We start from the raw sequence: 14,427 nt of genomic DNA, 5'->3' as shown, positions 1-14,427 counted from the left end.
ACCTCCTACTCTTGGCACTAACCCCCCAAGGAGATCCCTCGCTTCGCTCAGGACGACAACACAACTGTCATCCTGAGCAACGCGAAGGACCTCCCGACTATTGGCAATAGCTTTTTCCCCGCTTCTTGCCATAGCTCTATCCATACTCACCTCTTTAAAGACACTCCCAAAATGCCAAGCTCACAATTTGCCTTTTTTATATAAAAAATATACAATTTATGTCTTTTAATTACTTTTCCCAACCATGCCAACAGAAATTTCTTACCACATTGCTGACTTTAAAGTCGATGAAGAAATAAAAATTTTAGAATTAGGCAATGCCTACTATGGTTCAAATTTATCAGAAAGAGCACGTCACGGCTTTGATAATAAGGCAACAATGTTAAAGCATGCTGCTCAATATGGTCCTATTGAATTAACCCTTCCAGAGACTCGCAGTTTCAGGCATGCACGATACCGTTGGGATGATGATAATAACTGGGAGCTGCCCCAATACCTTAAGGAAATTCCTACCCCCAGTAACCCGAAACAAATTCATTTGGTTGATGACTGCTTTACGCACACCATAATGGATTGCATCCAAGAAACACATGATGCATTTTTGGAACAAGGTAAGGACTCTCATCTTGTTTTTGACGGAGCAATTGATACTTTTTATCTCTGTGATCGGAATAAGCGTATCTTTAATAAGCTTTTAGACTTGAATGGGCTGAAACATATTCAACCAGAAACTTGGTTTTATCAGCTTGATTCAGCAACACCTTTCATTCCACCTGCACATATCTCTTATTTCATTATAAAACCAATGCAAGAATCTTTAGGAAAAGGAGTTATGTTGGTCGCCAATGCCGATCTTCCTGCATTGCTTAAAGCATTAAAAACAGGGACAAAATACGTTAAGGATGTCGGTGATATCGACTATTATGAACAGAGTAAAAATAAAGACATTCTAATTCAGCAATTTTGTCCAGGGAAAGTGATTCATCATAACGGCAAACCCTATCGCCCTACTGCACGTGCTGTCTTTGCGGTAGTGAGAGACGGCGATCAAACTCGTGTTGATATTCTTGATATTTTCTGGAAGCTTCCTCAGAAATCAGTTCAAAGCGAGTGCGCTACTCCTGGAGAGTCTGTTTCTTATTCGGGTAATTCAACCGAGGTTGTCAGCCAGATCTCGCTCGAGAAATCTGATTATCAGGCCGTGGAGGGAGCCCTCAAGGAAAAATTAATGGCACTAAGTACTGCCATCTATCATGATGATATTAAAAGCTATTTATTTAAGCTTAACGAGACAAAACAACTCGATGAGATTAGATATTATCTGGACAATTATGGGCATGTGCGCGTGAGAAGGTTAGATCAGGAATTGGTAACCCTTATGCGTTCAGTCGACGACAACAAAGCGAAACGTTTTTTAGTTGAACAAGCCAAGTCCTTCGCCCTGCCTTGGCATTTAGAATTTAAAAATCTCTTTTTGAAAAAATGGATACAAGACAATTTAGCCCAGCTAGGTCTCGTGTTATTAAATGATTTGCGAGAATTCTTCGAAAAGAATAAAGCCTCACTTGATGGTTCAACTAGAAAAGACAAAGAAGAAATCATTCAAGAATCTACTTTTTTTATAGAACAAATCGATGCACTCCTGACACGTAAAGAAATTTCCAGTTTAAAAGAAAGCCCGACACAGACTTTCTTTAAAGAAGGAAGTAATGGCAAGGCAGAGGAAATCCCAACCGGGAATCTTTCTTACTCGTAGGTTGGTCTTGGGTCCAGCCGCTTACAGCAGTGGCTGAATCACAGCGCTAATCAACCGGGCAATTGCTTTCAGACAGGTCAGCTTCGCGGTGCCGGGGCGCCAATAAAGCGCGATAGTGCGAGAAGGAGCCGGCTTAGCAAAAGGAATGACTTGTAGATTATCAGTTCCTGTCTTTTGCACACTCAATGCAGGCAACAGCGTAACACCTATCCCAGACTCCACCATCAACCGTAACGTCTCTAAACTGGTTGCTGTGAAGTCCGCACGTATTTCTGCTTTTGCTAACCGACAAACCGCCATCGCTTGCTCACGTAAACAATGACCCTCTTCGAGTAGCATGACCGGTTGATTGATTAACTCATTAACCTGCATTGCTGTTTTATGCTTTATGGGGTAATTTCGTGCTGTAGCAAAATAAAAAGGCTCTTCAAAAAGGAATTGACTGCTAAATTCTTCATCAATAGGGGTTGCCATAATGCCTGCATCCAATTGACCAGCAGTCAATTTTTCGATCAAACGATAAGTCTTGTCTTCAATTAACCATACCCGCAATTTAGGAAAACTCGTTTGAATTTTTGACATCACGTGGGGTAGCAAATAAGGAGCCAAAGTGGGTATAACACCTAATCGCAATTCACCAGCAAATGGATCAGCAGCAGCACGAGCAAACTCCTTTAATTCATTCACCTGGGCCAAAATTTCTTGAACACGGCCAACCAGCGATTTTCCTTGATCGGTCAACATAACCTGTTTGTTATTCCGCTCGAAAAGAACTACACCTAATTCTTCTTCAAGTTTTTTTATCTGCATACTGAGCGTAGGCTGGCTCACATGGCAACGCTTAGCAGCTTCACCAAAATGCATTACTTCAGCTAATACCACAAAATAATGCAAATCGCGTAAATTCATTTTCTTCCTCAAATTCAAATTGGTGAATTCTGCTGTACAGTATAAACTGTACAACACACTTTAGAGCATGTTGACCTTTCATGGCAAAATTTTCCCATTTAGCAGATGTTTTCTTAAAGTTGCTCTTACTGGTGATTACCGTCAGTGTCTTCGTGCCCTTCTCGCCGAAAATGCCAGCGCCTGGACTCGATTCCTCTTGGGCACTTGGCTTGAATCAAGCGATTGCTCAAGGACTTGCTTTTGGTAAAGACATCCTTTTTACCTTAGGCCCTTATTCCGCGATTTACACAAAAGCTTACCATCCCAGCACCGATTTCATGACGATGGGCGGAAGCCTTTATTTAGCCATTTCTTATTGGATCTGCCTGATTCTTCTCATGAGAGGAATCCAATGGCACTGGAGTATTGTTTTTGGTCTTCTTCTATTTACAATGGTCTATGTTCGCGATTCCTTGTTTTTTTCTTATCCTTTGCTAGCAGGGCTAGTTTGTTTCAAAATGGTTTCTTTTGAAAAGGGAATGACTACCCTCTCTTCCTCATTTCAACGCCCCGCAATGAATAGGAAGAAACTATTACCAATTTCAAACCAACACTTCCCCTTGTCCCTTATCTTGATCTTTGCCCCCTTTGGTTTACTTCCTTTAATTAAAGGTTCTTTGTTAATTTTGTGTACTGTCATTATGATTTTTTGCGCCGTTTTTTTTAAAATGAATAAAAAAAATCAATGTGCTCTCATTAGCTTAGGCATACCCCTATTATCACTTCTGCTATTTTGGGTTGGCGCTGGGCAATCGCTGAGCAATTTATTTAGTTATTTGAGTGGGACTGTCTTACTCGCTTCGGGTTTTAGTGAGGCGATGTCTACGGAAGGGAGCCATGCAGAGATTACACTCTACCTCATCAATTCTACACTGCTTCTTTCATTTATCGCCACAAGGACACAAATACTTCACGCTCAGCGATTTTTTCTCCTCAGCCTTTTTCTTGTTTTTTTGTTCCTTTCTTTTAAGACAGGCTTTACGCGCCATGTTGGCCATGCATTCATCGCTAGCTCATCCATTCTGATTGCCGCATTACTTCTTCCGTTTCTTTTTCATTCCAAAATGGTTTTTATCGTTATCCTTATTTCTTTCTATACTTGGAAAGACATCAATAGTCACTACACTCAGGTATCAATCCGTAACAATTTCAAATCCACTTATACAGCAGCCTGGTTCGGACTTAAAAATAGGCTAAAAGACAGAAATGGGTTAATACAAGATTTTAATCTTGTGATGAACTTCATGCGTGATCGGGCCTTGTTTCCTTCTTTACCCGGCACTACCGATATTTACTCAACCAACCAATCCTATTTAATTTCATCAGGAAACACCTGGTCTCCTCGTCCTGTGTTTCAAAGCTATTCCGTTTTCACAGCTAATCTGGCTGAGAAGAATAGAATACACCTTCTAGGAAAAAAGAGACCTGATAACATTATTTTTAAAATAGAACCCATCGATGAGCGAGTTCCTGCGCTCGAAGATGGCTTAAGCTGGCCTTTTTTGATGGCCAATTACCAACCGGTAAGCATGATCAATGGGTTTTTAGTTTTGCAAAAAAAGAATGCGCTCATTACAAATCCAATGACAGTTATCACCAACGAAAACCATTTTCTAGGAGAAACAGTGACGCTTCCTTCTGGAAATCAACCGCTATTTGCTGAGTTTGAAATTAAACCGACCATACTAGGACAGTTATCCACCATTCTCTTTAAACCCACGCCATTACAAATTCATTTCGAACTAAAAGACGGTACAAAAAAGCAATATCGTTTTATCGCGACTATGGCTAAAGCCGGCTTTCTTTTATCACCTCTTGTTGAAAATACGGCTGAATTTGCTTTATTGTTTAATAAGCGAAGTGAGTTAAATACTAAGTTAGTCAAATCGTTTCAAATTTCCTTAGACTCAAAGCAATATTGGCAATGGAATAACGAATACCTCATTCGTTACAAACACGTTGCTAATAACTCGCCTCCTTCCTGACGAGGATAAGTCGCGGTACGTCCAGCTAACCAATTTGATCCTTACTTATGGCACAAAATCCGGGCATGCTTCCATCGGCAAGACCCGCGATGAGCTGATGGCTATTGGTTGACTTGGTTAAGACATCTTGTAAGGTAAGATGGACTTTTGGAGAGGGTATACGGATATGCCAGATTCCTTCTTGATCGGCTTCTTTAACCGATACAAACTGCGACATAGCCATCGCTGAGCCTTGAATATCACGCCATCCTGCTATAGCGCCTCTCAGCGCATCAGGTTCTTGTAAATTGACTGCATAAAAACCACTTCCATCATTAAACTGACATAAAATACCCGTGAGAGAATGGAGATTATCCTGTGGTTTATTCACACGAATCTGTTTAAACCAAGCTTTAGGTGCAGTAACAAATTGATCTTTGGCCTTTTCCCCCGTCTGCAAATGGCCATTTAGCCGCCCCGTTTGGTTAATCAGCAACTCTACACCCGAACGCAGATCTTGACTAACGGGCGGGCTAACAGCTTGGGCTAGCATATCAATTTTAAAGTTAAATCCCTTATTTTCTTTTGTTTTAATACCGAAAACCCAACTGTTGTTAATGGGGTTAAATTGCATAAATGCATTTCCCACATGCCAATTTTTTGTATCCGCATTCTCAATGGTGGTATTACCCTCTTCAAAAAGTAAAACCTCTTTGCTTTGACTATCAATCAGTGTCGCAAGGGCATAAAATTGCGTATTTTTTCGTTGAATTTGGAAGTAATAATCGTAATGTTCACCACTTTCATTAGCCACTATACCGGAAAATACCCAATAAGCTTCTAGCGAATTAGCCGATAAATTAGCTTCGATTTGCTTTACCTCCGTTTTTGCCGAATCCACAGCTTCGGTGGCACAGACACTTGCCGTCAAAAAAATAAAGGCTCCAAATAACCTGCACAGTCCAATTTGTCTCATCTCAAATGTAACCCTGTAATCGTTCATGTGACCATAGCGCCTGCCAAAACGAGTCGCTTAATTTTGCCTCCACAGGTAAAAAATACCACGTGTCTTGTGCAAATGATTGACATTTGACCGCGTCTTTTTCGGTCATAATCACTGTTTTTGCTGCAAATTGTAACTCTTTTTCCTGAAAATAGTGATGATCGGGAAAAGGATGTTTTATTATTGCCAATCCCATATTTTGCAGCGTCTTAAAAAATCGCTGTGGGTGGCCAATTGCTGCAATTGCAGCAATTGGTGATCGTAAACTCTGCCTATTCACCTCTCGTCCTGTAGTGAGTTGTGTGAGCGCCCCCGGCTGCAAATGCATTGAATAGGCATTGGGCCATTCGCCTTCATTAACCACAATTAAATCACTTCTTTGCAAACGTCGGGCACTTTCCCGCAAAGGCCCTGCTGGTAAACACAAACCATTGCCTAATCGACGCAACCCATCGATCACCACAATTTCAATGGCGCGCCCCATAGCATAATGCTGCAATCCGTCATCGCTAAGAATAACCTGGCTTCCATGCTTCTCCAGTAAGTAGCGCACGGCTTGCACACGTTTCGGCGCAATAACCACAGGACAACCTGTTTTTTTAGCAATTAATAAGGGCTCATCGCCCACTAAGTTCGCTGTATCATCGAGGGAAATTTCATGAGGAAATCGCCTAATCGTAGCGCCATAGCCACGACTTACAATGCCTACACGTAATCCCCTATTTTGTAACTGCTTTGCCAGTGCAATCACTAAAGGTGTTTTCCCAACACCACCTACGGTTAAATTGCCCACCACAATGATAGGAATAGAAAATTGTTGCTGACAAAAACGCGATAGATAAATACGACGAAGAGAAGTTATTACCTCATACACAACAGCCAAAGGCCATAGCATCCAGCGTAAAGGATGTTTTTTATACCATAAATTATCGATATTAAGTAACATCATGCGATTACTTCTTCATGCCCAGCACCCCATTTTTGTACTCGATACAATTGGGCGTAATGTCCCTCTAAATCCAGTAGCTGCTGATGCGTGCCTTGCTCTACCACCTGCCCTTGATTCATCACAATAATTTTATTGGCCCCTTTAATCGTTGACAAGCGATGGGCAATAACTAAAGTAGTTCGAGTTTTCATGATTCGCTCTAACGCCGCTTGTATATACCGCTCTGATTCACTATCGAGCGCTGAAGTGGCTTCATCAAGAATTAAAATCGGTGCGTCCTTTAATAGGGCACGAGCAATGGCTATCCGCTGCCTTTGTCCTCCTGACAGAAGAACACCGTTCTCTCCCACACGGGTGTCATACCCCTTAGGCAATCGCTGAATAAATTCATCAGCAAAAGCAAATTTTGCAGCTTGCTCAATTTGCTCACGACTCACATTGAAACGCCCATAAGCAATGTTGTTCGCTAAACTATCATTAAATAAAGTGACATTTTGGCTCACTAAAGCAATTTGCTCGCGTAAACTGCTTAAGGCTATTTCAGTGATTGATTCGCCATCCAACGTGATACGTCCCTGTTTGAGCTCATAAAATCGAGGGAGGAGACTAGCAATTGTCGTCTTACCACTGCCCGAATGGCCTACCAAAGCGACTGTTTCACCGGGGGCAATAGTAAAACTCACCTCATGCAATACTGCTTGTCCTTGACGATAAGCATAACTCACTCGCTCAAACTCAATGGCGCCTTTCACTTTTTTCACTAATTTTTTGCCTTTAGTGCTCTCAACAGGCTTATCGAGCAAGTCAAACACACTTTCTGCACCGGCTAAGCCTCGTTGAATTGTCGCATTGAGCGTTGTTAAGGTTTTCATCGGCTTAATGAGTTGCAACATGCCAGCAATGATCGCAAGAAAAGAACCCGCCGTAATCGTGATCACAGTAGCCAGTTGAATCGCAGCCAAAATAATCGCAGCAATCCCTACGGCAATTACGAACTGCACCCCAGAAACATTGATTGCTTTAGAAACCGCGACCTTCATATCGTTTTTACGCGAAATTTCAGTGGCTTGCTCGAATTTATCAATTTCATGCTGTTCACCACCAAAAACACGCACAACTCGATAACCTTCTATCACTTCACCCGCAATTTCAGTGACTTCCCCCATGGATTTTTGAACTTTATGACTGATTCGACGCACCCGCTTATTGGTATAACTCACAATCAAACCCACAAAAGGGACAGTCAATAGAAACATCAGCGATAGCTGCCAACAGATCACTAACATAACCGTCAAAAGACCAATCACCAAACACGTGTTCTGCACAAAATCAGTTAACGCATCGGCACTGACTTGGGCTACTTGCTCAACATCATAAAGAATTTTGGAGAGAAGCTGTCCTGAAGTCGCCTCGTCGTAATAATCAGCGGGTAATCTCACTATATGAGCAAAAACCCGTTGTCGCAGTACTTTAACCACGGAGCGAGCAACCCAAGTCATGCAATAACTACCTAATGAACTGACCAAACCTCGAACCGTAATCCCTATCAATACAATAAAAGGAATTTTCTTAACAAAATCCATGTCAAGATGGATAAATCCCTTATCCAAAAAGGGACGCATCATGTAGGTGAAGCCTGCATCAATAATGGAGTAAAGGATATTAGCAAATATACCTAACAACAGGACAAGCCAAAAAGGTTTGACGTAAGAAAGCAAACGACGATATAAGGGGCCGGTTTTGCCAAGTGGCTTTTTATTCATTAGTATGCGACTAGGTTGGCATAAAGATAGGCCGAATTGTAACGCTAAATAGGGTAACCCGCCAAGTTCTCTGATGAGAATAGGCCACTCTCGCTAGGCGAAATTTAAAGGAGCTTGAGTCTTGGTCCAAAATAGCTGTGACCCCAACTTACGATCGCAATAAGCCGAACATCGCAAACTTCTATTTCCTATCAATTGGTTAAATTTTTAGTTAATTCAGCGACCAATCCTGGCCCTTGATAAATTAACCCAGTATAAACTTGCAACAAATCGGCTCCCGCATTTATTTTTTCTTGAGCTGTTTCTGTGCTATCTATACCCCCTACGCCTATCAAAGTCACGTCATTACCCACAACCCGCTTCAACACGCGCAAGCAATGAGTCGACCGTTTTGCGATAGGACGCCCGCTTAGCCCTCCTTGTTCAGTCCCATGGGGCAAGGAAGCAACTCCCTCTCGCGAACAACTTGTATTTGTTGCAATAATTCCAGCCACCCCTCGTTCAACAATAATATCTCCTATTTGCTTCAATGCTTCATCCGACTCATCAGGAGATAGTTTTATCACTAACGGAACGAAACGTTGATGGTTATCTGCTAAACGTTTTTGTTCCTCGCACAATTGATTTATAAGATCACGAAAAAATTGCTGCTGCTGAAGCAACCGTAAATCGGGAGTATTGGGTGATGAGATATTAATGGTGACATAAGAAGCATAAGGATAAACTTTACGTAAACAGTGCAGGTAATCCTCTGCTGATCTTGTCAAAGGCGTTTCTTTATTTTTACCAATATTAATTCCTAAGATACCACGATAATGCGCTTTTTTAACATTTTCAACTAATGCATCGACGCCAAGATTATTAAACCCCATGCGATTAATAATTGCAGTCGCTTGAGGTAACCGAAAAAGACGGGGTTTAGGATTTCCCATTTGTGGATAGGGAGTCACCGTGCCTATTTCGATAAAAGAGAATCCGATCTTACTTAAAGCATCTAAATGTTCACCATTTTTATCTAATCCAGCGGCTAAGCCAATGGGGTGAGGAAATTTTAATCCCATTGCAGTCACTTCCCTACCCACAGGCTGCTTGAACCACCATTGAGGGATCCAATGCAAAGCCGACAAAGTAAAACCATGCGCCTTTTCTGCGTCTAAGCAAAACAAAAAAGGACGAACAAGTGAGTACATGACAACTCCTGAAACAACAATCGATTGAGGGTATTGCCCCCCTAATGATGCGATGCGAAAATACTACAGGAAAATTTTAGCGCTAAAAATATTGTTTTCATCTAATAAGAAAAAAACACTAAAATAAGCTTAATATATTGACAAATGTCAAAAAAAATGTTGCATTAGGGATACATGTTCGTTTGTTAAAAAAGTAAAAGGTCGCCCTTCCCCTACATCTCACACCTTATCCGCGGGATCTAGCAAATAGGAAGAAAAGGAAAGAACCCTTATAAAAGTGTCGTAAAATAGGACATGAACACGTTTTATAAGTTGTACGCATCATTCTACATCATTGCAGAATTGGAGCTCTTTAAACTATGGCAGTAGCTAATTAATACACACTCAGACTTATTTGAGCTAACATAAGGAATATGTTATGTCAGATATTGCAAAAAGGATTTATGAGTTACAGCTTCAGCTAGATCAAATTTATTTATCCATAGAAAAATTATTGTTTTCTAAGACCTCTTTCCTTCACTACATCATCTTATTCAATCAATCGATTAAAGAAAAAGAGGGCATTGATCTACTAAGTCATTTCGGATTACTCAAAACGTTCATGCCTTCAGCATCATCATCGGCCGATCCTCGACGAATTTATTCTTTGAAAGAACCTTCCTTACTCAAAATGACTGTTCTTCTACCTAAGCTGCTTAATCAGGCCAAACTCGAGATGTATGCTTTACGCACTCCTGCAGAAGAAAACAATCCGGTCATTAGACGACTCGCTGCTAATTTTGTAGAAATGCACCTGACTATCTTAAGGGATCTATTAACTAAACCCCTCACGCCTCACCAGATCAATTATCTTGAAGAAAAGATAGCTTCACTTAAAACCACGGCTGGTGAAATTGAAAAACTGAATATTCTGGAATTCATCTCAAACATCGAATGGCGGTTATCTCGTAATTTATATCCCCAATTTCGCAGCTCCATGTTCGCTTTTTTTGGCAAAGGGAAAATGCATAAAAAATTAATCCAAGAGATAAGCAATTTATTTGAAGATTTGCACAGTAAACCTTTAACCACAGAAGCGCTAATCGGGGCACTTTACTTAATAAAAGGGCAATTGCTTCCACTTCTTCATGAGTCTCTGCGTAATATACTTTCTCATCATATCAATCAGTTCTTAACCCGCATTCAAGGGTATGCAGAAAGCAAATATGACTCACTCAGCTGCATTCAAGACTTTCATACCCAAGCCCAGGCTCTCGCCGTTGCTTGGCCAGTAGTCAATCCATCTGTTATAGAGCTAAGAAATGAATCATTACCTAATCAAGAGATTGCCATTGTTACCCTGCAATCTCAAAGTCCCTGTCCGTTTAGAGTATAATATAATACTTTGAAGACGGGGAACCGTGACTAGAATAAGGCTGTACTCATTACAAAATTAGATCTGGCATTGTTGAGCCCATACTCGTAGCATCGCATTACCGCTGGGTTGTAAATGATAGGCAACTTCCCTCACTTCTGTTCCAAAATTATCCTGTTGTAAACCGAGAAGCACAGGCCCTAGAAAGGGTGAAGGTTGATTGTAGCGATCAATCAGTGGGAAAATACGGACTTCTTTAGCCACTCTGGCCAATTCTTTAATCGCTTGGATGTGGAAATCAACGTCTTGATCATCCAAATCAGCAAATAAATAATGTGAGCTTAAAGCGAAATCAAAGGAAAAATCGGCGAAAGGAAGCACATTTTCACTGATGCCTAAGTAACGCTTTTCTTTTTTGCCTTTCTCATAATCAGCAAAAAATTTCGCCATCCCTTCACGCCGTTCATCAATGAGCAACCGAGGGCTACCATAGCGACTAAAATCAAATATTTTTCGATCTTTAAGTACTCTTTCGGCCATATCCGCAAATATCAACGTGGTTTTGCTGTAAAGGGTATCTTTGTCTAAATTAAATAAAGGATCACAGCTGATAATTTGACCAGAGGAAGTAGCAGTTAATTCCGCATTAACAGCGCTCGGACCACACCCGTACTCCAATACACGCGCCCCCATCTCTTCAACTGATAAATCAAACATTTCTTGATATTCGTCAACATGGTGTCCCCAGAGCACAAGTTTTCGCATAGGTTATACTCCTCTTTGGCGTCGAATGAATGGAGACTATTCACACCATCCCCTAATTAACTCATCACGGTGGAAGATTAGTCTATATCACATTCCCGCCGCCAATTTAACGCATTGATTTATCTATTTTTTTAATTGAGTTCAGTACAAGGCAAATTGACTCAATATCATGCTAGTAGCATAGTCGATTAAATTGATGTTGCAACTTAATTTTGATTGGGTATAGTCTAGCCTATCCGCTTTAGTAACAGGAAGTCATCTATGCACACCCTACTTGGTGAAACTTATGACATATTGCGCGACAGTGTTTATCATTTTGCTCAAAAAGAGATAGTCCCTCTCGCTGCTAAAATTGACATCGAGAATGCTTTTCCTAATCAATTATGGCGAAAACTAGGAGAGATGGGTTTACTGGGGATTACTGTCAGCGAAGAATATGGCGGTGCAAACATGGGGTATCTCGGGCATGTCATTGCCATGGAGGAAATATCCCGTGCTTCGGCTTCTGTGGGGCTAAGCTATGGAGCGCACTCCAATCTTTGTGTGAATCAAATTTATTTGAATGGCAATACTGAACAAAAGCAGCGCTATCTTCCTAAACTGCTGAGTGGAGAAAACGTCGGTGCACTGGCGATGAGTGAATCCAATTCGGGTTCTGATGTGGTTAGCATGCAACTTAATGCCTCTTATCACGGCGACAAATTCATTCTCAATGGCACTAAAATGTGGATTACTAATGGTCCCGACGCTGATGTACTAGTCGTCTACGCTAAAACCGATAAACAAGCAGCGAGCAAAGGCATTACTGCCTTTATTATTGAAAAGGGGTTTAAAGGTTTCCGAACTGCACAAAAACTTGACAAACTAGGCATGCGCGGTTCGAATACCTGTGAGCTTGTCTTTGAGGATTGCGAAGTCCCTAAAGAAAACGTCCTTGGGGAAATAAACAAAGGCGTCAAAGTCTTAATGAGTGGGCTTGACTATGAACGCACCGTATTAGCCGCAGGTCCTGTCGGCATCATGCAAGCCTGTATGGATGTCGTACTACCTTATGTTCATGAGCGTAAACAATTTAATCAGCCTATTGGGGAATTTCAATTTATTCAAGGTAAATTAGCAGACATGTATACCGAATTGAGTGCTTCACGTGCTTATCTCTATTCAGTCGCACGCGCATGCGATCAAGGGAAAGTAAGCCGTAAAGATGCAGCAGGAGTGATTTTATATACTGCGGAAAGAGCTACACAAATGGCGCTGCAAGCTATTCAAATCCTGGGGGGTAATGGCTATATCAATGAATACCCAACAGGTCGACTGCTACGTGACGCAAAGCTCTATGAAATTGGGGCAGGTACGTCCGAAATCCGGCGCATGCTAATCGGACGAGAACTTTTTAGAGAAACGGCTTAAAGGGAGAGAAAAATGAACATGGAATCGAATGAAATTGTTGTTGTTGCGGCAAAAAGAACACCAATGGGTGGAATGCTCGGCACCCTATCTGCTCTATCGGCCCCTGAACTGGGTGCTATTGCTCACCAAGGAGCTATGGCTCAGGCAAAAATATCACCTGCCGATATCGATGAAGTGATCAGCGGCTGTGTATTACAAGCAGGTATTGGCCAAGCACCCGCAAGACAAGCTGCGATCAAGGCAGGGATACCTAATTCAGCCAATGCGACAACCGTCAATAAAATGTGTGGCTCGGGTATGAAAGCAGTGATGTTAGCTCATGATCTGCTTAAGGCAGGCTCAGCCAATGTTATCCTTGCCGGCGGCATGGAAAGCATGAGCAATGCACCTTATTTATTAAGTAAAGCACGCGCTGGCTATCGCTTAGGGCATGGTGAACTGAAAGATCACATGTTTTTAGATGGACTAGAAGATGCTTATGAGCGCGGCCAATTAATGGGTTGTTTCGCCGAAGCAACTGCTAACCATTTTCAATTTTCTCGCCAACAACAAGATGAATTCGCTACGCGCTCCCTAACGCGGGCACTGCAAGCCCAGCAAAAAAATGCCTTTGCGGAAGAAATTGTGCCTGTGACAATTGCGGATCGTAAAGGTGAAGTCATTGTGAAAAAAGACGAAGGTCCCGATGAAAGCAAGCTAGGGAAAATCAGCCAATTACGCCCAGCCTTTAAGGCAGATGGCACAGTAACTGCGGCAAACTCAAGCTCCATTTCCGACGGTGCAGCAAGCTTAATTTTAATGACGGCTGCCAATGCAAAAAAGCGTGGATTACAACCTCTAGCTCGAATTGTTGCCCATGCTAGTCATGCTCAAGCACCTCAGTGGTTCACAACAGCTCCTGTCGATGCCGTGCGTAAAGTACTAAATAAAGCAGGTTGGCATCCAGGCCAAGTTGATTTATATGAAATTAACGAAGCCTTTGCTGTTGTCACTATGGCGGCAATTACCCAACTTGAATTGGACGATGAAAAAGTAAATATTCATGGTGGTGCTTGTGCCTTAGGTCATCCAATTGGCGCTTCTGGAGCACGTATTATTGTGACCTTAATGCATGCGTTAAAACAGAAACAGAAAACACGGGGTGTTGCTTCTTTATGCATTGGTGGAGGAGAGGCCACGGCAATAGCAATTGAGATGCTCTAAGCATGGCGAAAGCTCTACTAAGGTGGTATGGTCGTCCCAAATGTTGTGAGGGATCTCCTTGGTGGGGTTACTGCCAAGAGTCGGGAGGTCCTTCGCTTTGCTCAGGATGACAGTGGTGTTGT

11 protein-coding genes are annotated in these 14,427 nt (G+C 41.8%); 5 read left to right on the top strand and 6 right to left on the bottom strand.

Translation table 11 applies throughout. The features are described 5' to 3' along the window. Positions 1–244 precede the first annotated feature (244 nt). Positions 245–1,756, top strand: coding sequence for a hypothetical protein (locus tag B5D33_RS00350; protein ID WP_058452244.1), 1,512 nt, complete (start codon positions 245–247; stop codon positions 1,754–1,756). 21 nt (positions 1,757–1,777) lie between these two features. Here the strand turns inward: B5D33_RS00350 and B5D33_RS00345 are convergent, their stop codons facing one another. After that, entirely contained in the window at positions 1,778–2,665 is an 888-nt protein-coding gene (locus B5D33_RS00345) for a LysR substrate-binding domain-containing protein (RefSeq protein ID WP_058452243.1), read from the bottom strand. Between the two features lie 80 nt (positions 2,666–2,745). On the opposite strand from B5D33_RS00345, the gene B5D33_RS00340 reads away from it, so the two are divergent. Further along, entirely contained in the window at positions 2,746–4,689 is a 1,944-nt protein-coding gene (locus B5D33_RS00340) for a hypothetical protein (RefSeq protein ID WP_058452242.1), read from the top strand. Positions 4,690–4,714: 25 nt separating this feature from the next. Here the strand turns inward: B5D33_RS00340 and B5D33_RS00335 are convergent, their stop codons facing one another. The 4 genes from B5D33_RS00335 to B5D33_RS00320 all read right to left on the bottom strand — a co-directional run bounded on the left by B5D33_RS00335 (position 4,715) and on the right by B5D33_RS00320 (position 9,573). Continuing rightward, positions 4,715–5,644 (bottom strand): hypothetical protein, encoded by a 930-nt coding sequence (locus tag B5D33_RS00335; RefSeq protein ID WP_065239999.1) that lies wholly within the window; start codon positions 5,642–5,644, stop codon positions 4,715–4,717. A gap of 1 nt (position 5,645) precedes the next feature. After that, positions 5,646–6,617 (bottom strand): tetraacyldisaccharide 4'-kinase, encoded by a 972-nt coding sequence (lpxK, locus tag B5D33_RS00330; protein WP_058452241.1) that lies wholly within the window; start codon positions 6,615–6,617, stop codon positions 5,646–5,648. Next, entirely contained in the window at positions 6,617–8,383 is a 1,767-nt protein-coding gene (gene msbA, locus B5D33_RS00325; protein ID WP_058452240.1) for a lipid A export permease/ATP-binding protein MsbA, read from the bottom strand. The genes lpxK and msbA overlap by 1 nt, the downstream gene beginning before the upstream one ends. A 191-nt stretch (positions 8,384–8,574) precedes the next feature. Further along, the gene (locus B5D33_RS00320; protein WP_058452239.1) at positions 8,575–9,573 is read right to left on the bottom strand and encodes a quinone-dependent dihydroorotate dehydrogenase; all 999 of its coding nucleotides are present in this window, start codon (positions 9,571–9,573) and stop codon (positions 8,575–8,577) included. A gap of 418 nt (positions 9,574–9,991) precedes the next feature. On the opposite strand from B5D33_RS00320, the gene B5D33_RS00315 reads away from it, so the two are divergent. Then, positions 9,992–10,948: a hypothetical protein gene (locus tag B5D33_RS00315; RefSeq protein WP_058452238.1), complete on the top strand. Its 957-nt coding sequence runs from the start codon at positions 9,992–9,994 to the stop codon at positions 10,946–10,948. Positions 10,949–11,005: 57 nt separating this feature from the next. Here B5D33_RS00315 and B5D33_RS00310 read toward each other — a convergent pair whose 3' ends face one another. Continuing rightward, on the bottom strand, positions 11,006–11,692 hold the full coding sequence (locus tag B5D33_RS00310) for a class I SAM-dependent methyltransferase (RefSeq protein ID WP_058452237.1): 687 nt from the start codon (positions 11,690–11,692) through the stop codon (positions 11,006–11,008). A gap of 261 nt (positions 11,693–11,953) precedes the next feature. On the opposite strand from B5D33_RS00310, the gene B5D33_RS00305 reads away from it, so the two are divergent. Beyond that, positions 11,954–13,102, top strand: a complete 1,149-nt coding sequence (locus B5D33_RS00305; RefSeq protein ID WP_058452236.1) for an isovaleryl-CoA dehydrogenase — start codon at positions 11,954–11,956, stop codon at positions 13,100–13,102. An 18-nt stretch (positions 13,103–13,120) separates the two neighbouring features. After that, a complete protein-coding gene (locus B5D33_RS00300; protein ID WP_058452245.1) occupies positions 13,121–14,305 on the top strand; it encodes a thiolase family protein in 1,185 nt (394 codons plus the stop codon). Positions 14,306–14,427: the final 122 nt, after the last annotated feature.

It is taken from the genome of Legionella maceachernii, from assembly GCF_900167045.1.
GTDB classification, from domain to species: domain Bacteria; phylum Pseudomonadota; class Gammaproteobacteria; order Legionellales; family Legionellaceae; genus Tatlockia; species Tatlockia maceachernii.
The sequence above is the reverse complement of the archived record's forward strand: the minus strand, read 5'-3'. Positions and strand labels throughout refer to the sequence as shown.

What these genes read in the sequence shown, in the direction of transcription:
- lpxK (WP_058452241.1), bottom strand. Translation starts at nt 6,617, where the DNA reads ATGTTACTTAATATCGATAATTTATGGTATAAAAAACATCCTTTACGC.
- B5D33_RS00310 (WP_058452237.1), bottom strand. Translation starts at nt 11,692, where the DNA reads ATGCGAAAACTTGTGCTCTGGGGACACCATGTTGACGAATATCAAGAA.
- B5D33_RS00350 (WP_058452244.1), top strand. Translation starts at nt 245, where the DNA reads ATGCCAACAGAAATTTCTTACCACATTGCTGACTTTAAAGTCGATGAA.
- B5D33_RS00320 (WP_058452239.1), bottom strand. Translation starts at nt 9,573, where the DNA reads ATGTACTCACTTGTTCGTCCTTTTTTGTTTTGCTTAGACGCAGAAAAG.
- B5D33_RS00300 (WP_058452245.1), top strand. Translation starts at nt 13,121, where the DNA reads ATGGAATCGAATGAAATTGTTGTTGTTGCGGCAAAAAGAACACCAATG.
- B5D33_RS00345 (WP_058452243.1), bottom strand. Translation starts at nt 2,665, where the DNA reads ATGAATTTACGCGATTTGCATTATTTTGTGGTATTAGCTGAAGTAATG.
- msbA (WP_058452240.1), bottom strand. Translation starts at nt 8,383, where the DNA reads ATGAATAAAAAGCCACTTGGCAAAACCGGCCCCTTATATCGTCGTTTG.
- B5D33_RS00305 (WP_058452236.1), top strand. Translation starts at nt 11,954, where the DNA reads ATGCACACCCTACTTGGTGAAACTTATGACATATTGCGCGACAGTGTT.
- B5D33_RS00340 (WP_058452242.1), top strand. Translation starts at nt 2,746, where the DNA reads ATGGCAAAATTTTCCCATTTAGCAGATGTTTTCTTAAAGTTGCTCTTA.
- B5D33_RS00315 (WP_058452238.1), top strand. Translation starts at nt 9,992, where the DNA reads ATGTCAGATATTGCAAAAAGGATTTATGAGTTACAGCTTCAGCTAGAT.
- B5D33_RS00335 (WP_065239999.1), bottom strand. Translation starts at nt 5,644, where the DNA reads ATGAGACAAATTGGACTGTGCAGGTTATTTGGAGCCTTTATTTTTTTG.